This window comes from Bordetella sp. (assembly GCF_057362025.1).
This window is the reverse complement of the sequence record NZ_JBMQQZ010000088.1, coordinates 1-18,264: the sequence shown is the minus strand read 5'-3', so window position 1 is coordinate 18,264 and position 18,264 is coordinate 1. Positions and strand designations below refer to the sequence as shown.

At 66.3% G+C, this 18,264-nt stretch carries 17 protein-coding genes; 13 read left to right on the top strand and 4 right to left on the bottom strand.

The features are described from left to right. Positions 1-12 precede the first annotated feature (12 nt). From ACO1P8_RS19360 to ACO1P8_RS19330, 7 genes are all read left to right on the top strand, one after another. Positions 13-336 carry a putative adhesin gene (locus ACO1P8_RS19360; RefSeq protein WP_486297537.1) on the top strand — a complete coding sequence of 108 codons (324 nt, stop codon included), beginning with the start codon at positions 13-15 and terminating at the stop codon, positions 334-336. 270 nt (positions 337-606) lie between these two features. Then, complete coding sequence (locus tag ACO1P8_RS19355) at positions 607-1,122, top strand: sigma-70 family RNA polymerase sigma factor (RefSeq protein ID WP_486297512.1); 516 nt, start codon at positions 607-609, stop codon at positions 1,120-1,122. Then, complete coding sequence (locus tag ACO1P8_RS19350) at positions 1,119-2,123, top strand: FecR family protein (RefSeq protein WP_486297511.1); 1,005 nt, start codon at positions 1,119-1,121, stop codon at positions 2,121-2,123. Before ACO1P8_RS19355 ends, ACO1P8_RS19350 begins: the two co-directional genes overlap by 4 nt. A gap of 199 nt (positions 2,124-2,322) precedes the next feature. Continuing rightward, positions 2,323-4,809 (top strand): TonB-dependent siderophore receptor, encoded by a 2,487-nt coding sequence (locus ACO1P8_RS19345; RefSeq protein WP_486297510.1) that lies wholly within the window; start codon positions 2,323-2,325, stop codon positions 4,807-4,809. Positions 4,810-4,855: 46 nt separating this feature from the next. Continuing rightward, on the top strand, positions 4,856-5,377 hold the full coding sequence (locus tag ACO1P8_RS19340) for a sigma-70 family RNA polymerase sigma factor (protein WP_486297509.1): 522 nt from the start codon (positions 4,856-4,858) through the stop codon (positions 5,375-5,377). Between the two features lie 88 nt (positions 5,378-5,465). Then, entirely contained in the window at positions 5,466-5,771 is a 306-nt protein-coding gene (locus tag ACO1P8_RS19335; RefSeq protein ID WP_486297508.1) for a DUF2513 domain-containing protein, read from the top strand. Next, the gene (locus ACO1P8_RS19330; RefSeq protein WP_486297507.1) at positions 5,749-6,234 is read left to right on the top strand and encodes a GNAT family N-acetyltransferase; all 486 of its coding nucleotides are present in this window, start codon (positions 5,749-5,751) and stop codon (positions 6,232-6,234) included. Before ACO1P8_RS19335 ends, ACO1P8_RS19330 begins: the two co-directional genes overlap by 23 nt. A 66-nt stretch (positions 6,235-6,300) precedes the next feature. Here the strand turns inward: ACO1P8_RS19330 and ACO1P8_RS19325 are convergent, their stop codons facing one another. The 3 genes from ACO1P8_RS19325 to ACO1P8_RS19315 all read right to left on the bottom strand — a co-directional run bounded on the left by ACO1P8_RS19325 (position 6,301) and on the right by ACO1P8_RS19315 (position 11,918). After that, on the bottom strand, positions 6,301-8,157 hold the full coding sequence (locus tag ACO1P8_RS19325; protein ID WP_486297506.1) for a phosphoenolpyruvate carboxykinase (GTP): 1,857 nt from the start codon (positions 8,155-8,157) through the stop codon (positions 6,301-6,303). Positions 8,158-8,540: 383 nt separating this feature from the next. Continuing rightward, positions 8,541-11,078 carry an arylsulfatase gene (locus tag ACO1P8_RS19320; protein ID WP_486297505.1) on the bottom strand — a complete coding sequence of 846 codons (2,538 nt, stop codon included), beginning with the start codon at positions 11,076-11,078 and terminating at the stop codon, positions 8,541-8,543. Between the two features lie 60 nt (positions 11,079-11,138). Beyond that, positions 11,139-11,918 carry a hypothetical protein gene (locus ACO1P8_RS19315; RefSeq protein WP_486297504.1) on the bottom strand — a complete coding sequence of 260 codons (780 nt, stop codon included), beginning with the start codon at positions 11,916-11,918 and terminating at the stop codon, positions 11,139-11,141. A gap of 263 nt (positions 11,919-12,181) precedes the next feature. On the opposite strand from ACO1P8_RS19315, the gene ACO1P8_RS19310 reads away from it, so the two are divergent. The 6 genes from ACO1P8_RS19310 to ACO1P8_RS19285 all read left to right on the top strand — a co-directional run bounded on the left by ACO1P8_RS19310 (position 12,182) and on the right by ACO1P8_RS19285 (position 17,784). Continuing rightward, positions 12,182-13,027, top strand: a complete 846-nt coding sequence (locus ACO1P8_RS19310) for a DeoR/GlpR family DNA-binding transcription regulator (RefSeq protein WP_486297503.1) — start codon at positions 12,182-12,184, stop codon at positions 13,025-13,027. After that, a complete protein-coding gene (locus ACO1P8_RS19305; protein WP_486297502.1) occupies positions 13,024-14,622 on the top strand; it encodes a glycerol-3-phosphate dehydrogenase/oxidase in 1,599 nt (532 codons plus the stop codon). Before ACO1P8_RS19310 ends, ACO1P8_RS19305 begins: the two co-directional genes overlap by 4 nt. A 139-nt stretch (positions 14,623-14,761) precedes the next feature. Beyond that, positions 14,762-15,760: an aldo/keto reductase gene (locus ACO1P8_RS19300; RefSeq protein WP_486297501.1), complete on the top strand. Its 999-nt coding sequence runs from the start codon at positions 14,762-14,764 to the stop codon at positions 15,758-15,760. Then, complete coding sequence (locus ACO1P8_RS19295) at positions 15,729-16,310, top strand: YbaK/EbsC family protein (protein ID WP_486297500.1); 582 nt, start codon at positions 15,729-15,731, stop codon at positions 16,308-16,310. Before ACO1P8_RS19300 ends, ACO1P8_RS19295 begins: the two co-directional genes overlap by 32 nt. 8 nt (positions 16,311-16,318) lie before the next feature. Further along, positions 16,319-17,083 (top strand): NRDE family protein, encoded by a 765-nt coding sequence (locus tag ACO1P8_RS19290; RefSeq protein WP_486297499.1) that lies wholly within the window; start codon positions 16,319-16,321, stop codon positions 17,081-17,083. 278 nt (positions 17,084-17,361) lie between these two features. Next, positions 17,362-17,784, top strand: a complete 423-nt coding sequence (locus ACO1P8_RS19285) for a carboxypeptidase-like regulatory domain-containing protein (protein WP_486297498.1) — start codon at positions 17,362-17,364, stop codon at positions 17,782-17,784. 71 nt (positions 17,785-17,855) lie between these two features. Here ACO1P8_RS19285 and arfB read toward each other — a convergent pair whose 3' ends face one another. Continuing rightward, complete coding sequence (arfB, locus tag ACO1P8_RS19280) at positions 17,856-18,257, bottom strand: alternative ribosome rescue aminoacyl-tRNA hydrolase ArfB (RefSeq protein WP_486297536.1); 402 nt, start codon at positions 18,255-18,257, stop codon at positions 17,856-17,858. Between the last annotated feature and the right edge of the window lie 7 nt (positions 18,258-18,264).

Here is an 18,264-nt window from a genome sequence, read left to right as displayed (position 1 = left end):
CGATCTGGCGGCATTCCCGGGCATGGTGGCGGCGGGCAGTTCTGTCCGGATTTTGCGCTGACCAAGTATCAAGACACATTCGAAAACTACGACGATGTCTGGCGCTGCATGCGGGAGCGCCAGCCTTACACTGACGTCGTGACGATACGCAAGACGGCGCGCGGCAATGGCTGGCAGGACAGGGTGTTGTTCTCCGAGCGGTTGGCGGACCTGCGCGCCAAGAACCACAGGTATACCAGGATCCACTGCATTTTCTGCCGCAGCTTTAGCGAGGACACGGCCGACGAGTTTCCCATGCTGAAGCCGTATATAAAGCCGATTTATGCGGCGCGTTAGCCCGCATGTCCCCCGGCGCGGTGCCCTCTTCCCTCGCCGATAGCGCATCGGCCGCACGCTCCAACAGAACGCCGTTTGCCGAGGACCGCCTGCGGCGTTCTTCCTGCTTGCGCAGATCGGCGATGCGCCTGGTCGTTATCCTTACCATTGAAACGCGACGGATCGCGGTGCGCCGCGGCACTGCCGCCCTCCGGCGGGATTATGAAAACGAATTGATAAACGTTATCATTAACAGTATCAATCTTCTGATCCCCTTGCGGAGGCGGTCCCATGTCTGGCGACGAGCTGAGCGTGCATCAACGAACCGAAGCGCTGTACTCCCAGCATCAGCCCTGGCTCGCGGGTTGGCTCAGGCACAGGATGGGGGGCGAGGACGCCGCCGTCGACCTGGCGCAGGACACCTTCGTGCGCATCCTCACCGCCCGCGACCTGCCGGCCTTGGCCGAACCCCGTGCGTTCCTGGCCACCATCGCGCGTCGGCTGCTGGCCAATCACTACCGGCGCAACGCCATCGAGCGGGCCTATCTGGACGCGCTGGCGCTGGTCCCCGAGGAATACGCGCCGGATCCCGAACAGCGCAAGCTTGTCCTCGAACAGCTATATGCCGTCGATGCCGCGCTGGACGCCCTGCCCGCCAAGGTGCGGGAGGCCTTCCTGCTCGCGCAGCTGGAAGGCATGAAGTACGAAGAAATCGCCAAGCGCCTGGGCGTCACGACCCGCACGGTGGGCAACTATATGGTGCGCGCCGTGCAAGCCTGCTTCTTCCTGCAAGAGGGTCCGCGATGAGCCGCGGCGCGGAACATCCCACCATTCTGTATGCCGGCGGGATACCGCTGGATCCGCGCATCGCGGAAGAGGCAGCCCGCTGGTACGTGCTGTTCTCGTCGGGGCGGGCCACGGAAAATGACCGCCAGGCCTGGGCCGCATGGTGCGCCGCCGATGCCGATCACCAGCGCGCCTGGACCCAACTGGCCTACGTGGACGACCGCATGAATGCGATCCGCGGGAGGCCCGCCTACGAGGCCCTGACCCGGGAGCGGCGCAAGGATATCCGCCGGCGGCTGCTACGCGGCGCCGCCGGGCTGTTGATCCTGGGCATTCCCACCTTGTGGCTGGTGGACCGCATGCGCCTGCTGCGGATCACGCCGGACTACACGGTGCGCATCGGCGCACGCCGCGAGATCCTCCTGCAGGACGACAGCCGCGTCGTGCTCAACACGGGCAGCGGCATCGACGTCAATTTCAGCGAGGCCGGGCGCATCATCACACTGCGGCGGGGCGAAGCCTTCTTCACCACAGGACACCAGCCGGCCTACAGCCGGATTCCCTTCCTGGTGCATACCGTCGCGGGCACCATCCGGACGCTGGGCACGCGCTTCAATGTCCGGCTGGATGACGACCGCGCCACCGTGGCCGTCTACGAAGGCCAGGTCAGCGTGAACGCCGGCAACGGCGCGCAGCCCGCCTATCTGCAGGCCGGCCGCATGGCCACCCTCTCTCGTGCCGGGCTGGGCCCGGTACGCAGCGTCGCGCCGGGCACCGATGCCTGGCTACAGGGCCGGATCGCGGCGGACAACGTCAGCCTGACGGACTTTCTCGCCGAACTCAGCCGCTATCGCCACGGCTACATCACCTGTGATGCCGCCGCCGGGCGCATGCGCCTGTCGGGTCTTTTTCCCACGGACGATACCGATCGCGTGCTGGATGCGATCAGCGGCCTGCTGCCCATCGCCATCACGCGACGGACGCCCTACTGGATAGAAGTCTCCGCGCGCCGTCCCGCATAAGGACACGCCCCGGCCGTTCCTCGGCAAAAGGATCGCCCTCACGCGGCGCCGGCAAGCCGGCTCGCTGCCTGCCGGGGGCTTGTTGCCGTGGGCGGCCAGACGGCAAAAAAAACCTGCTGGCACTTTCCGGTTTTCGGGTAGCCGCGTGTCCTCTATGCACGGACGGCCCGGAATTGGGTCGACAACGGAACCTGACGTCATGACGAGGAGAGGCGATGCACAGTCTCGCTACTGGAAATCCTGGCCGTATTCGGCCCTGGACCGGCTCGTGACCGCTGCCCTGATCGCCGGGCTGGCCTGGGCCGGCCCTTCCGGACGCGCGCACGCCCAGGGCCTGCCTCCGCCGGATGGCGCCCGCCCCGTGGACGGCGCATCCGCTCGCCATCGTCCGGCCACGCCGGAAGCCACCGGACTTCGCCCGGCCGCCCCGGCCAGCCGGCGCTTCGACGTCGCGCCGGATCGCCTGGCGCGCGTCCTGCAGGACATCGCCAGCCAGGGCGGCGTGCTGCTCTACTTCGATCCGGCACTCGTCGGCGATGCGCGCAGCGACGGCCTGCAAGGCCGCTACACGCTGGACCAGGCGTTCGCCGCGGTCTTGCTGGACCGCGGGCTGGAAGCGCGCCAGGAGCCACCCGGCAGCTACCACATCGTCCGCATCCCGACGAACACCGCCGCGGTGCTGCCCACCGTCATCGTGCAAGCCAGCACGTCGAACGACGCCGATCCCTTCGTCGCCAGGCAGACCACCACGGGCACGAAAACCGAGACCAGCCTGCTGGCCAACCCGCAATCCGTCTCGGTTATCACGCAACGTGAAATGCAGGCACGCAATAGCGGTTCGGTGGTACAGGCGCTGCAGTACACGCCGGGGGTCCAGATCAACAACTACGGCGGCAATGAAATCCGCAACGATTGGATCGTGCTGCGCGGCTTCGATGCCAAACTCAGCGGCGATTACCGCGATGGCTTGAGCCAAATGCCGTACGACCAGATCCGGCCGCGCCTGCCGGTCTACGCCCTGGAAAGCATCGAGGTGCTGCGTGGGCCGTCGTCCTCGCTCTACGGCCAGGTCTCCGCCGGCGGCCTGGTCAACCGCACGACCAAGCGTCCGCCCGACCAGCCCTTGCACGAGGCCGCCGTGGAAGTCGGCTCCTACGATTACCGCCAGGCCTACCTGGACCTGGGCGGTCCCATCGATGCGCAAGGGTCGTCCCTGTATCGCCTGACCGCCACCGGCCGCGAAGCCGGCACCCAGGATGAATACACCAGCGGCCACCGCTACCGCGACAACCTGGCTTACGTGGCCCCCGCCTACACATGGCGGTCGGCCGATACCTCCCTCACCCTGCTGCTGAACTACCAGCACGATCGCAACGACGGCGAATCGCGCAGCTACTATCCCCGGCGCACGCTGGTGGGCGACTACGCCTACGACGACTACGACCGCAACCTGGCCAGCATCGGCTATCAATTCGAGCACCGCTTGAACCGCGCATGGACGGCACGCCAGAACCTGCGCTACCAGCATGGCGGCATGACGCTGCGCAACCTGTACCCGCTGGCGCTGCAGTCCGACGGCAAGACCTTGTCGCGCTATCTGGTCGACGCCCGCGAATCCATGCATGGCCTGGCGGTGGACAGCCAGCTGGAAGGCCGCTTCGACGACGCGGCGCAAGGCAGCCATACCTTGCTGCTGGGCATCGATTATCGGCGGGTAGTCGGCTGGCAGACCTACAAGCAGGGCCCGGCCCCCGACCTGGACCTGGACGATCCCGTCTACGGGCTGCATTTGCCGCTGCCCGGTACGCTGGCGACCTTTCTGGACATGAAGCAGACCAGCACGCAATGGGGCCTTTATGCCCAGGACCAGATCCGCTACGGCGACTGGACGGTGACCTTGTCCGGCCGCCACGATCGCGTGGACAACGACACGATCGATCATTTCCAGGGAACCCGTACCGCCCAGAACGATAGCGCCTACACCGGCCGCGCGGGACTGGCCTACGAGATCGTCCCCGGCGTATCGCCCTACGTCAGCTACGCCACTTCCTTTTTGCCGCAGCTAGGCGCGGATTATGCCGGGACGCCCTTCACGCCGGCCAGGGCCGCGCAGGTCGAAGCGGGCGTCAAGGTTCAGCCGCCCGATATGGATGCGCTGTACACCCTGGCGGTTTTCGACCTGCGTCAGCGCGATGGGCTGACCGCGGACCCGCTGCATGACGGATTCGAAGTGCAGACCGGCGAAGTCCGCTCGCGCGGCCTGGAATTGCAGGGCAAGGCAACGCTGGCGCGCCGTTGGGACCTGCTGGCCGCCTACACCTACAACGATGTCACCACCGTGCGCAGCAACGACGGCGGCCGGGGGAAAACGCCGATCGTCACACCGCGCCACATGGCGTCGCTGTGGGTGCAGCACCGCTTTACCGACGGCTACGCCAAGGGCTGGCGAGCCGCGCTGGGCGTGCGCTACGTCGGCTCCACCTGGATCGACGTGCAGAACACGATGAAGAACTCGGCCGCCACGATGCTGGATGCGTCGCTGGGCTATGAAACCGGCCCATGGCGCTTCTCTATCGATGCAACGAACCTGACGAACAAAGAGACGGTGGTCTGTCGCAACGACCGGCTCAACTGCCGATACGGCATAGACAGAACGGTCATGGCCACCGCGGCCTACCGTTACTGACCCGTATCGCGAGCCGGCAAACCGAGCGTATCCGCAAGGAGTATCCATGCAGAAAGAGACACCGGCCGCCGAATCACTGGCGGCGCTGTACATGGTCCATCAGCCCAGGCTGCTGCGCGCCGCGCTGCGCATCCTGGGCTCGACGGAATTGGCCGATGACGTGGTCCAGGACACCTACCTGAAGCTGCTCGAAGGCCCTCCCCTATCGACCATACGCGAGCCCGTCGCCTACCTGTTCCAGACCGTCCGCCATCTTGCCATCGATTACCACCGCCGCCGCGCGCTGGAACACCGCCTGTTCACCGAAGAAGAGGACGGCGCGCACGTCACCGCCACCGACGGCGCCGACAACATCGTGATCAGCCGGCAGGCGCTGTCCATGGCCAGCGCCGCGCTCGCGGGCCTGTCGGCGCGCACACGCCGCGCCTTCGAGCTATACCGCATCGAAGGACATACGCAGCGCGATATCGCCCGCGACCTGGGCGTATCGGCCACACTGGTCAATTTCATGATCCGGGACGCGCATCTGGCACTGACATCCTGCAGGGAGTGCCTGCTGCCCGGCTGACGCGTGCCGCGTGTGACATTCCGACGACCGCGCATCTGTTAACGTTGAGGGTGCGCCGTTATGGCGCTCCAACCTACGAGGTGTCGCCATGCAACGCAATTTCGATCTGGTCGTAACCATCCTGGGCGCGTTCCGCGATGCGGAAGCGTCAGCGCTGAGCGGCCGCGACGTGACGGCCGCCGTACAGGAGCTCGATATCGATGACGCCACGCCGGAGGAAGTCAGCCATCATCTGGAGCTGCTTGCCGATGCCGGTCTGATCAAGAAGCTGACGGAAAGCACCACCGGCCAGGACGCCATCTGGCGTATCACCTGGAAGGGCTACGACGCGCTGGAACAGGACGAGGAAGACGAAGAGGACGAAGAGGACGATGACCTCGACCTGGACGACTGACCTCGCGGCCATCGCGCTGGAATCGCCACGCCAGCACGATGTGCTGGCGCTGTTGGCCCAGGCCGATGCCTACCTGCACGGGCTCTACCCGCCGGAAAGCAATCACATCCTGGACCCGGGTGCACTGGAGCAGCCGGGCATCGATTTCTTCGTTGCCCGCCGCGATGGCGCCGTGCTGGGATGCTGCGCCCTGGTGCCTGCCCTGGACGGCAGCGCGGAAATCAAGCGCATGTTCGTCGCGCCGGAAGCGCGCGGCGCCAAACTGGGCCGCCGCCTGCTGGAACGCCTGGAAAGCCGGGCCCACGAGCGCGGTATCGCAGTCCTGCGATTGGAAACCGGCATCTACCAGCCGGAAGCCCTGGGCCTGTACCGGTCCGGCGGCTACCGCGACATCGCCCCTTTCGGCGACTACCTGCCGGACCCGCTCAGCGTCTTCATGGAAAAAACGCTGGGCCCGGACTGACAATGCACGCGGGGCCTCGCACCTTCCGGTTGCGAGGCCCCGCGTGCTGTCGATACGGCAGCCCGATCAGGCAGCCAGCCGGTTCTCGATACGCTGCTTGGTGTCCGGCAGCGACTGGGGCAGGCGATGGGCCAACTGCTTGAACAGCTCATCGTGCAGCGCCAGCTCGTCGCGCCATGCATCCGCGTCGATCGACGACACCAGCTCGTACTTGCCGGCGCCGAACTCCAGGCCGCTCCAGTCCAGGTCCTCGTAGCGCGGCGACACGCCGAAGGCATGTTCCTGGCCATCGGCCTTGCCTTCGATACGCTGCAGCATCCACTTCAGCACGCGCATGTTTTCGCCGAAACCCGGCCAGACGAACTTGCCGTCCGGTCCCTTGCGGAACCAGTTGACGCAGTAGAAGCGCGGCAGCGTCGCGCCGGTCTTGCGCAGCTGTTCGCCCAGGTCCAGCCAGTGCTGGAAGTAATCGCTCATGTTGTAGCCGCAGAAAGGCAGCATGGCGAAGGGATCACGCCGTACGACGCCCTGCTGGCCGGCCGCGGCCGCGGTGGTCTCCGACCCCATGGTGGCGGCCATATAGACGCCCTCTTCCCAATTGCGGGCCTCGGTCACCAGCGGCACGGTCGTGGACCGGCGGCCGCCGAAGATAAAGGCATCGATGACCACGCCCTGCGGATTCTCCCATTCGGAATCGATGGAAGGACACTGCGAAGCCGGCGCCGTGAAGCGCGCGTTCGGATGCGCCGCCTTGCGGCCGGTTTCCTTGGCGATCTGCGGGGTCCAGTCATTGCCCTGCCAGTCGATCAGGTGCGCGGGCGCCTGTTCGGTCATGCCTTCCCACCAGACGTCACCGTCGTCGGTCAACGCGACGTTGGTGAAGATGCAGTTGGCCTTCAGCGTCGCCATGGCGTTGGGGTTGGTCTTCTCGCCCGTGCCGGGCGCCACGCCGAAGTAGCCGGCTTCCGGATTGATGGCGTGCAGCTTGCCGTCCTTGCTGGGCTTGATCCACGCGATATCGTCGCCGATGGTGGTGACCTTCCAGCCGTCCAGCCCTTGCGGGGGAATCAGCATGGCGAAGTTGGTCTTGCCGCAGGCCGACGGGAACGCCGCCGCGACGTGATGCTTCTTGCCTTCCGGCGAAGTCACACCCAGGATCAGCATGTGCTCGGCCAGCCAGCCTTCGTCATGTCCCATGGTGGACGCGATGCGCAAAGCGAAGCACTTCTTGCCCAGCAGCGCGTTGCCGCCGTAGCCCGAGCCGTAGCTCCAGATTTCGCGCGTCGCGGGGTAATGGACAATGTATTTGGTCGGATTGCACGGCCAGGGCACATCGGCCTGGCCCTGGGCCAGGGGCGCGCCCACGGTATGCACGCAGGGCACGAACTCGCCGTCGTCGCCCAGGATGTCGTACACCTTGCTGCCCATGCGCGTCATGATGCGCATGCTGACCACCACGTACGGGCTGTCGGTCAGCTCGACGCCGATGTGCGAAATCGGCGATCCGAGCGGTCCCATGGAAAACGGCACCACATACAGGGTGCGGCCGCGCATCGCGCCGTCGAACAGCTTGTTCAGCGTCGCGCGCATTTCGGCGGGCGCCGCCCAGTTATTGTTGGGACCGGCATCGGCCTTGTCCTCGGTGCAGATGAAGGTGCGATCCTCCACGCGGGCAACGTCGCCGGGATCGGACCACGCCAAATAGGAGTTCGGCCGCTTCTCCGGATTCAGGCGGCGCAGCGTGCCGGCCTGGACCATCTGATCGCACAGCCGGTCGTATTCCTCCTGCGAACCATCACACCAGACCACGCGATCGGGCTTGGCCAGCGCCACGAATTCGCCGACCCAATCGACGAGTTTACGGTGCCGCACATAAGCCGGCACATCCAGTGCGGCTACGAGTCCATCGAGCGGTCGGTTCATACCCTATCTCCTGATTTATTGATGAATCGTCAATCTTGCGCGGTGCCCTTGCACCGATAGGCGCCGTCATCGGCGCGTCATGAAAAACGCGCATGCCGACGCTCGTTTATCCGTCGATCATACCCGCCCGGGGCATGGCCTAGTCAACCCGACCACATGGCCGAAGGAGGAAGCCAGGAAGGATACGAGGCCTGCCAGCCGGCGTTCGTCTCCGGAAGTGTCAAATTGAGGCGAGGAGTCACACAGTGGCCGGACGGTGGCGCGGCCGGGCAAGCTCTCGGGCGATGCGCACCGGCGCCCCCCCGGTACCTGGACCAGGGGTGACGCCGCGCAACGCCAATATCGGCCTGTACGGTTCCGGGCCAGCGGCCTGGCGGACCGCCCTAGCGGCTGGCGGCTGCCCGCTGCTGCGCCTCTCGCAGACGCTGCTCGTCCGCAGGCGTCAGCCTGGCCGGGTCGAGGGTAACGGTCACCTTGCCTATGGTCCCGGTAAAACGGAATGGCACCTGATAGTCCTGATCGACTACCGGCGTGCCCGTATCGGATCCGACGTCGAAGGTTTCGTCCCAAGGCAGGGTCATGGGAACGGTTTTCTGCATCGTGTGGGTGGCGACGGTCTTCCCGTCCACCGAAAACACCCCCGTGCCGGATCGCCCGACACCGCTCAGGTCGTTGAATGCCAGGGTCCCGAATCCCAGTCCGTCGTAGTGGAAGTCGTATTCCAGCCTGTGCTTGCCCGGCGCGAGGACGTCCGGCGCCTCCCAGCGCACGGTCTCCAGGCCGAGCAGGTTCCATACGAAAACCGGCCTGCCCCGCAGCAGGTACATCCCGTAGCCGCCGAAGCGCCCGCCGTCCGTGACGATGACGCCCTCCGCGCCGCCCGCCGGCACGTCGACCTCGGCCACGATGGTGTATGAAGTATTCAGTACGCTGGGCGCCGTGCCCCGGGGCAGGCCCGTCAGCGGCGCCGAGACGGTAAAGGAACGCCGTCCCCCTGTGACGGACGGACGCGGCTCCACCATCCGGGTGACCACCGACGCATCGAGCGGCAATACCTGGTAGCGGGCGAATTCGGCGAACATCAGGTCTTTCATCTCGCTGACCTTGTCGGGATGCGCGGCAGCGACGTCGTGGGCCTGCGACCAGTCCTTGTTGGTGTCGAACAGCTCGAAACGATAGGCACTGGCCGGGTTCTGGATGGCCGTACCGACCAGATTCCAGGGTGGCCGCGTCGGGACCGCACTGAGCATCCAGCCGTCGTCGTACAGCCCCTGCACCCCCATCATCTCGAAGTATTGCGTGCGGTGAGGCGACCGCGCGGTGGCGTTGGCCTTGTCGAAGGCGTACATCATGCTGGCGCCCTCGATAGGCTTCTGCGCGATCCCGTCCACCATCACCGGCGCAGGAATGCCGGTGGCCTGCAGCAGCGTGGGCACCACATCGATGACGTGATGGAACTGGCTGCGGATGCCGCCCTTGTCCTTGATGACGCGGGGCCAGGAAATCGCCACGCCCTGGCGCGTGCCGCCGAAGTAGGACGGCACCTGCTTGGTCCAGCGGAACGGCGTATCGAAGGCCCAGGCCCAAGGTACCGCCATGTGGTTGTACGTGTACTGCGATCCCCAGGCGTCGTAGTACTTCATCTGCTCGGCCACCGGCAGCTCGACGCCATTGAACTGCAGCACTTCGTTGGGCGTGCCGTTGGGCGATCCTTCCGCCGACGCCCCGTTGTCGCCGCTGATGTAGATGATCAGCGTATTGTCCAGCCGGCCCGATTTGTCGACCGCATCGATCACCCGGCCGATTTCGTGATCGGTATAGGCCAGATAGGCCGCGTAGACCTCCGCCTGCCGGATATACAGTTTCTTCTCCTCGTCCGAGAGGCCGTCCCAGCGTTTGAGCAGATCGTCCGGCCAGTCGGTCAGCACCGTATCCGCGGGAATAACGCCGAGTTTTTTCTGGTTCTCGAAGATCTGCTCGCGCAGCGCGTTCCATCCTTTGTCGAACAGATGCATATCCCGGATCCTGGCGATCCATTCCGGCGTCGGATGATGCGGGGAATGCGTGCCGCCGGGAACGTAGTAAAGGAAGAACGGCATCGCGGGATTGATGGCATCGAGCTGGGACAGCCATTGGATCGCGTCGTCGGCCATCGCGGTGGTCAGGTTCCATCCCGGATGTCCCACATAGGGATAGATCGCGGTGGTATTGCGGAACAGGTTGGGTTCCCACTGGCTGGCATCGCCGCCGACGAATCCGTAGAAATAGTCGAATCCCATGCCGATCGGCCACTGGTCGAACGGGCCGATCGCGCTGGCCGTCCAACTGGGCGTATTGTGGTCCTTGCCGAACCAGGACGTGCGATAGCCGTTGTCGCGCAGGATGCGGCCGATGGTGGCGCTGTCCCTGCCGATCACGCTGTCGTAGCCTGGGTATCCCGACGCGGCCTCCGAAATCACGCCGAAACCCACGGAATGATGATTGCGGCCCGTAATCAGCGCCGCGCGCGTGGGCGAACACAGCGCGGTGGAATGGAAATTGGTGAACCGCAGGCCATTGTTCGCGATGCGGTCCAACGCCGGCGTGGGGATGCCCCCGCCGAACGTGGACGGCGCGCCGAAGCCCACGTCGTCGGTCATGATCAGCAGCACATTGGGCGCGCCCGGCGGCGGCACGACGCGCGCCGGCCATGCGGGTGTCGACTGCGCGGCATTGAGCTCGATGCGTCCGCCGAACTTCGGCGGTGGCGGCGGCAGGTAGCGGCCATCGATGGTGGTCGTCGCGTCCGGCGTACCCGGCTGGACGCCGGCGGCTTCCCGGTTGGATTCGACCGGAGACCCGATCTGCTGGGCACCCGGCTGTCCGGCCATGCCCGCCGCCAGCACGACAGCCGCGGCATACAGGAATTGGCGAGTTTTCATGTCAGCCCCCCGGACGATGCCGGACGCGGCCATAAGAATCGGAACCGTATCCCCAAGGGATCAGAACCGGATTCCCAAGCCCAGGAACAACCCCGCGGTCTTCGCGTTGTACAGAAACCTGTCGGACTCGTACTTCATGCTGATGATCCGGTAGCCGAACTTGCCCACCAGGGACTTGGAAAACTCGTAGTTGGTGCCGGCAAGGACCTGCCAGGAATAATCGCCGCCGCCGGTACCGGCGTCCGCGTACCCCACCAGGGACCATTTGTCGGTCAGGGCATAGGACGCGCGCACGCCGACGAATCCATCGGTCCAATCGACGTTGCCGCTGCGCGAGGGCCCTGCAGGCAAAAGCCGGCTTTTCGAGAAATCGAGGTCGCCGTCCAGATAGGTGTAGCGCACGCCGGCCAGGATATCGACCGGCGTCTTCCGGCTATCGAACACCCGGTAGGCGCCGGCCGCCTGCAATATGGTCTGCTGCAAGGTCGCATCCACGGTGCCCAGCGCGCCTCGCGCCAGTGGCTCGCTGCGCTGGCTGACTTTCACGTAGAACGCGTCGAACAGGATGCCCCAGCGTCCCTTGCGCGCCTCGAACGTGCCCATCGCGCCGAAATCCAGGTGATCCCAGATCTGCGAGAAGTCCGTATCGAAGCGCACGGTCGGGGTGCGGGCGCCGACACGGCCCCAACCGCTCATCCCCGCCGCCCAGAAATAAGGCGTCGCTTCGAACTTCCAGGTATCGGCCGACGGTGCCGCATCGTCGGCGAAGACGGCGCCGGCGCCGGCACACAGGCAGGCGCCGGCAAGCCGGGCCGCGCGTACGGAAGAGTTGCCCTTCATCGCTCCGCCTCCCATGGTTGCAATGTTCTTTTGCAAGGCCTGGTGCCGGGGCATGCCGATGGGTTCTCCATGCGGCGCCCGTGGCGTAAACCGGGGGACAGCTTGTCGGATGCCGGAGCGTCGTTATTGCGCTGCGGGTACGCGTGGATCCGGCGGGTGAGGCAGGCGGAAGTGTAGAAGGCCCCCCGCGGTCCAGGTAACGCGCGTTTACCCAGCTTTAGGCTTTACGGCTGAGCGGCGGTGCGCTTCGGAGCGATGACGCCATGCGCGCATTCGTTCTTTTAGTTTCGTTTAAGTTCGTTTATGATGCGTTTATGGATATGAACCCACGCCAGATCGCGCTTGTCGAAGCGGTTCGCCAGGACGGCACGGCTTCGATAGAAGCCCTGGCGCAACGCTTCGGGGTAACGCTGCAGACGGTGCGCCGCGACGTCGCCCTGCTGGCGGGCGCCGGCCTGCTCGCCCGCTTCCACGGCGGCGTGCGCGTAGCCGCCTCTTCCACAACGGAAAACATCGCCTACCAGCAGCGCAAGGCGGTCAACGCCGAGGGCAAGCGGCGCATCGCCCAGGCCGTGGCCGCACAGGTCCCCGAAGGCTGCTCGCTGATCCTTAACATCGGCACCACCACCGAAGCGATCGCCCGTGCGCTGCTGAACCACCGCGGCTTGCGCGTCATTACCAACAACCTGCAGGTCGCCGACATCCTCGCGGCCAATCCCGACTGCGAGGTCATTGTGGCCGGCGGTCTGATGCGCGCCAGCGATCGCGCCATCGTGGGCGACGCCGCCATCGATTTCATTCGCCGCTTCAAGGTCGATATCGGCTTGATCGGCATATCCGGCATCGAAGCCGACGGCACCCTGCGCGACTACGACCTGCGCGAGGTCAGCGTGGCGCGCACCATCATCGAGCAGTCGCGCGAGGTCTGGCTGGCGGCCGACCGCAGCAAGTTCGAACGCCAGGCCATGGTGGAAGTCGCCCACGTGTCCCGCATCGACCGCCTGTTCACCGACCAGCCCATCCCCGAAACCATCGCGCGCGTGCTACGGGAATCCGGCGTGCGCTGCGAGATCGCTGCCCATACGCCTTCCGACCAGGCCCTGCCATGACAACTCCCGCCACCGTTACGCCGCCCTCCCGCGAACGCCTGCTGACCCAACTCGATTCCGCCCAGCCCTGGGACGTGATCGTCATCGGCGGCGGCGCGACGGGACTGGGAACAGCGGTCGACGCCGCGGCCCGCGGCTATCGCACACTGTTGATCGAAGCCGCCGATTTCGCCAAAGGCACGTCCAGCCGCGCCACCAAGCTGGTGCACGGCGGCGTGCGCTACCTGGCGCAAGGCAATATCAGCCTGGTCCGCGAGGCCCTGCACGAACGGGGACTGCTGGGACGCAATGCGCCGCACGTGGTCTGGCCGCTGGGTTTCGTCGTGCCGTCCTACAACCTGCTCGACCAACCGTTTTACGGCATCGGACTGAAGATGTACGACATGCTGGCGGGTCGCCTGAACCTGCAGCCCAGCCGGCTGCTGTCGCGCTCGCAGGTGCTGGCCGACGCCCCCACACTGGCCACCGCCATCGACGGCCACCGGCTGCGCGGAGGCGTGCTCTATTACGACGGCCAGTTCGACGATGCGCGCCTGGCCACGACGCTGATGCGCACGCTGTTCGACCTCGGTGGCGTGGCGGTGAACTACATGAGCGTCACGGGGCTGAACCAGAGCAACGGACGCATCGACGGCGTCACGGCGCGCGACGGCCTGAGCGGCACGACCTTCGTCCTGAACGCCAAATGCGTCATCAATGCGACCGGCGTGTGGGTCGATGCAATCCGTCGCATGGAAGACCGTTCCGCGATGGGTATCGTCGCACCCAGCCAGGGCGTGCACCTGACGCTGCCGCGCGCTTTCCTGCCCGGCGACAAAGCTATCCTGATCCCCAAGACCGACGACGGGCGGGTCCTGTTCGTGGTGCCCTGGAACGGACACACCATCGTCGGCACCACCGACACGCCGCGCGCCGACCTGCCCCTGGAACCGGATGCCGGCCGCGAGGATATCGACTTCATTCTTGCCACGGCGGCCCGCTACCTTAGCCGCAAGCCCACGCGCGCCGATGTCACCAGCGTATGGAGCGGCCTGCGCCCGCTGGTCAAGGCAAGCGGCGTGGGCGCCACCAAAACGCTATCGCGCGAACACACCATTCTGATGTCCAACGCGGGGTTGATTACCGTCACCGGCGGCAAATGGACCACCTATCGCCGCATGGCGCAGGACGTCATGGACCTCGCGGCGCGCGAACACATCCTGCCCCACGCACCCTGCCGCACCGAAAGCCTGCCCTTGCACGGCGCCCCCGGCGCGCCGTCCGGCCTGGCGCGACCCGGCACGCCGGACGCCTACTACGGCAGCGACCTTCCCCAACTGCGCGCGCTGCCGGGCGCGGACCGCGTGCTCGTGGCGGCCAGCGGCCTGAGCGAAGCCCACGTGCGCTTCGCGGCCCGCTTCGAATTGGCGCGCAGCCCCGAGGATGTGCTGGCGCGCCGCAACCGCGCCCTCTTCCTGGACAGCGCGGCCGCGCTGCGGGCAGCGCCGGAAGTCGCGCGCATCCTGGCCGAGGAATTGAACCACGACGCCGCCTGGCAGCGCCGCGCCGTGGCGGACTTCGAGCAGACCGCGCAGCAGTACCGCCTGGCCGCCTAGCATCGACGCAGGAGGCGACATCGCGGTACTTCGGGCGTAGAATCTTCGCGGTTCATCAGATCCACCGGCGCCGCGAGGCGCCGCTTGCTTGCACGATTCTGAACGCGCCGGCGCGGCGCGCCTTCACGGAGAACTCGCGATGACCATTCCCAAGATCCAGTTCGGCCGCACCGGCCTGAAGGTATCCCGGCTGGCGCTGGGCACCATGACCTTCGGCCTGCAGACCGACGAAACCGTTGCCGGCCGCATCCTCGACAAAGCCAGCGACGCCGGCATCAACTTCCTCGATACGGCCGACGTCTACCCCTTGGGCGGCACGCCCGACACGGCCGGCCGCACCGAGGAAATCGTCGGCCGCTGGCTGACGGGCAAGCGCTCCAGCTTCATCCTTGCCACGAAGGCCGTGGGCGTGATGGGCCCGCAGGACTGGGACCGCGGCGCCTCGCGCAAGCACCTGCTCGACGCCATCGATGCATCGCTCAAGCGGCTGCAAACCGATTACGTCGACCTGTACCAGCTGCATTCGGATGACGACACCACGCCGCTGGACGAAACCCTGGAAGCCCTGGACGTCATCGTCAAGTCGGGACGCGCCCGCTATATCGGCGTTTCGAACTTCCTGGCCTGGCGCCTGGCGACCGCCCTGGGACGCTCGGACGTGCGCCACTTGACGCGCGTCGCGTCGGTGCAGCCTCGCTATAGCCTGCTGTTCCGCGAGATCGAACGCGAGTTGCTGCCGCTGTGCGCGGCCGAGGGCCTCGCCGTCATCCCTTACAACCCGCTGGCCGGCGGCCTGCTGACCGGCAAGCACAAGTCCAACGCCAAGCCGCCGGAAGGCACGCGCTTCACGCTGGGCACCGCGGGCAGCCGCTACCAGGATCGCTACTGGAACGAACGCTCCTTCGAAACCGTAGCGGCCCTGCGCGACATCGCGCAGGAAGCCGGCGTATCGCTGACGACGCTGGCCATGGCATGGGTGCTGGCCAATCCGGTCATTACCGCGCCACTGCTGGGCGCGAGCAAGCCGGAACAACTGGACGACACGCTGGCCGCGGTCGACTACAAGCTCACGCCTGAACTGAAATCCCGGCTGGACACGCTGACGCATGAATACCGATTCGGCGATTCCGTCCGCTGACGCCTGCCAGCGCGACGACGCGGGGCCGGCCGGAGCATCCGTGCACGAGCGGTTGACGGCGCTGCTGGACGGATCCGGCATCGCCTACCGCCTGTTGCGCCATGCCGCCGAGGGCCGATCCGAAGCGGTGGCGGCGATTCGCGGCACGGCGGTCGGCCAGGGCGCCAAGGCACTGGTCTGCCGCGTCAAGCTATCTTCCACGCAACGCGCCCACGTGCTGGCGGTGTTCCCGGCGGACCGGCAGGCCGATCTGGAGGCCATCGCGCGCGCCGCCGGCGGCAAGAAGGCGTCGCTGGCATCGCGCGATCTGGCGCGCGAACTGACCGGCTGCGAAATCGGCGCGATCCCGCCTTTCGTGTTCGACGATGCCCTGACGCTGCTGGTCGACGAAACGCTCGGTACCCGGCATGCGGAAATCGTCTTCAATGCGGGGCGCCTCGATGCGTCGATCCTGATGAGCGCGCGCGATTACCTCGCGCTGGTGCGCCCGCGGACCGCCGCGTTCACGCGCGATGCGGGCGACGCGCCGTCCTCCGCGCCTGCGGCTTAAGGCGCACCATGTGCCTGGCCGTCCTCGCGATCGACATGCTGCCTGGCGTACCGGTGGTCATCGCCGCCAACCGGGACGAATACCATGCCCGCCCCACCGCCGCGGCTGCCCCCTGGAAGGACGATCCGCGCATCATCGCGGGACGCGACCTGCAATCCGGCGGCTCGTGGATGGGAATGACGCGCGGCGGGCGCTACGCGCTGGTCACCAACTACCGCGATCCCATGAGCATCCGCCCGCACGCGCCCTCTCGGGGCATGCTGGTACAGGACTTCCTGCGCGGCGATGCGGCACCTGCGGACTACGCCGCCCAGGTCGCCGACCAAGGCGCGGACTACAACGGTTTCAATCTTGTCGTGGGCGACCGGGAGCACACCGCGTACTACAGCAACCGCGGCGGGCCGCCACGGTTGCTGGCGCCCGGGATCTACGCGCTGTCGAACCACTTGCTGGACACCCCCTGGCCGAAGCTGGCCCGCACCAAGGCCGCCTTCACCGACATCCTGCGCGCCGCTCCCGCCCCGGACGTGGAGGCGCTGTTCGACGCGCTGGGCGACCGTTCCATCGCCCTGGACGCGGAGCTTCCCGATACCGGCATCGGCCTGGAGCGCGAACGCTTCCTGAGCAGCGCCTTCATCGTCGGCCTGACCTATGGCACACGCTCGTCCACCGTCATGATCCTGGGCCAGCGCCATTGTTCGCTGTATGAACGGCGTTTCGCACCGGACGGCTCCCCCGCGGGCCGCTCCAGCTGGGACGTGGCATCGTCCTGACCGCGGACTGACCGCACCCGCAGCGCAGGCGATGGCCGCCCCGGCGCGACAAGCCAAGGCGCGGCGGGGAGCCCGCCTGCCGGCTTTTGATCTCCGTCATCGATGACTTCCCGTGGATAAGGTATGTTGCCGTACACAACCGTATTTGCAGACATGCAGAACTTCAACGCCAGGCCTGCGCTCAAAGCATATGCATGCGGGTATCAGGCCGGCCGCAAGCCCGCTGCGCGCCCGTTCCCTCGCTAAGGGATACTTTGTCCTATGTTCATAGGAGCAGAATGATGAAAACAATCCGTTTTCGCCGCACGCTCGCCGCGATGCTGGTGTTCGGCGCCGGGCTCTCCGTCGCATATGCCGACATGCCGCCCTTGCAGCGCCAGGGCAATATCCAGTTCGTGACCGGTGGGGTCGGCCTGGATGAATCGAATTCGATGAAGGCCTCGGAGAAAGACTACTCCCTGTCCATGGTCTTCGCGCAACGCGAGGGCGGACAGAGCGTCTACACCGCCGATGTCCCGGTCACCATTACCGACGGCAAGGGCGCGACGGTCCTGCAGACGACCACCAATGGCCCCTACCTGCTCGTCCAGCTGCCGCCCGGTGCGTACACGATCTCCTCTACCTACAACGGCAAGAAGATCGTGCGCCAGGCGACCATCGCGAAGGGATCGCACAACCGCGTCGTTTTCGAATGGCAATAAGGGCGGCCGCGCGCAGCGGTCCGAGCGTCATCCGGACAGCGGCCGACCGCCCGTAAACGGGCGCGCGGTCCTCACCCGGCGTCGCCGCCTATTTTCCCTCGCATCTGCTTGATCTGGCCGTGACGGACCTTGCGCTGCACGCGGCGCTGCTGCGAGGCGCGGGTGGGCCGGGTCGGTTTGCGTGGCGTCACGGGACGCGCGGCGGAAGCGATCATCGCGGCCAGGCGCTCGATCGCCTCGGCGCGGTTCTTATCCTGGCTGCGATGCGTCTGCGCCTTGATGATCGCCACACCATCCTTGGTAATGCGCCGGTCGCCGCTGCCCAGCAAGGCATGCTTGACCTCGTCGGGCAGCGACGACGCGCGGATATCGAATCGCAGATGCACCGCGCTGGACACCTTGTTGACGTTCTGGCCGCCCGCGCCTTGCGCGCGGATCATGCTGAACTCGACTTCGCGCTCATCCAGCATCAGGTTGTGG

Excerpts from the sequence above, each read along its gene's own strand:
- ACO1P8_RS19305 (WP_486297502.1), top strand. The coding sequence starts at position 13,024 with ATGACAACTCCCGCCACCGTTACGCCGCCCTCCCGCGAACGCCTGCTG.
- ACO1P8_RS19310 (WP_486297503.1), top strand. The coding sequence starts at position 12,182 with ATGCGCGCATTCGTTCTTTTAGTTTCGTTTAAGTTCGTTTATGATGCG.
- ACO1P8_RS19320 (WP_486297505.1), bottom strand. The coding sequence starts at position 11,078 with ATGAAAACTCGCCAATTCCTGTATGCCGCGGCTGTCGTGCTGGCGGCG.
- ACO1P8_RS19345 (WP_486297510.1), top strand. The coding sequence starts at position 2,323 with ATGACGAGGAGAGGCGATGCACAGTCTCGCTACTGGAAATCCTGGCCG.
- ACO1P8_RS19290 (WP_486297499.1), top strand. The coding sequence starts at position 16,319 with ATGTGCCTGGCCGTCCTCGCGATCGACATGCTGCCTGGCGTACCGGTG.
- ACO1P8_RS19340 (WP_486297509.1), top strand. The coding sequence starts at position 4,856 with ATGCAGAAAGAGACACCGGCCGCCGAATCACTGGCGGCGCTGTACATG.
- ACO1P8_RS19315 (WP_486297504.1), bottom strand. The coding sequence starts at position 11,918 with ATGAAGGGCAACTCTTCCGTACGCGCGGCCCGGCTTGCCGGCGCCTGC.
- ACO1P8_RS19330 (WP_486297507.1), top strand. The coding sequence starts at position 5,749 with ATGACCTCGACCTGGACGACTGACCTCGCGGCCATCGCGCTGGAATCG.
- ACO1P8_RS19295 (WP_486297500.1), top strand. The coding sequence starts at position 15,729 with ATGAATACCGATTCGGCGATTCCGTCCGCTGACGCCTGCCAGCGCGAC.
- ACO1P8_RS19285 (WP_486297498.1), top strand. The coding sequence starts at position 17,362 with ATGATGAAAACAATCCGTTTTCGCCGCACGCTCGCCGCGATGCTGGTG.
- ACO1P8_RS19335 (WP_486297508.1), top strand. The coding sequence starts at position 5,466 with ATGCAACGCAATTTCGATCTGGTCGTAACCATCCTGGGCGCGTTCCGC.
- ACO1P8_RS19350 (WP_486297511.1), top strand. The coding sequence starts at position 1,119 with ATGAGCCGCGGCGCGGAACATCCCACCATTCTGTATGCCGGCGGGATA.
- ACO1P8_RS19355 (WP_486297512.1), top strand. The coding sequence starts at position 607 with ATGTCTGGCGACGAGCTGAGCGTGCATCAACGAACCGAAGCGCTGTAC.
- ACO1P8_RS19300 (WP_486297501.1), top strand. The coding sequence starts at position 14,762 with ATGACCATTCCCAAGATCCAGTTCGGCCGCACCGGCCTGAAGGTATCC.
- ACO1P8_RS19325 (WP_486297506.1), bottom strand. The coding sequence starts at position 8,157 with ATGAACCGACCGCTCGATGGACTCGTAGCCGCACTGGATGTGCCGGCT.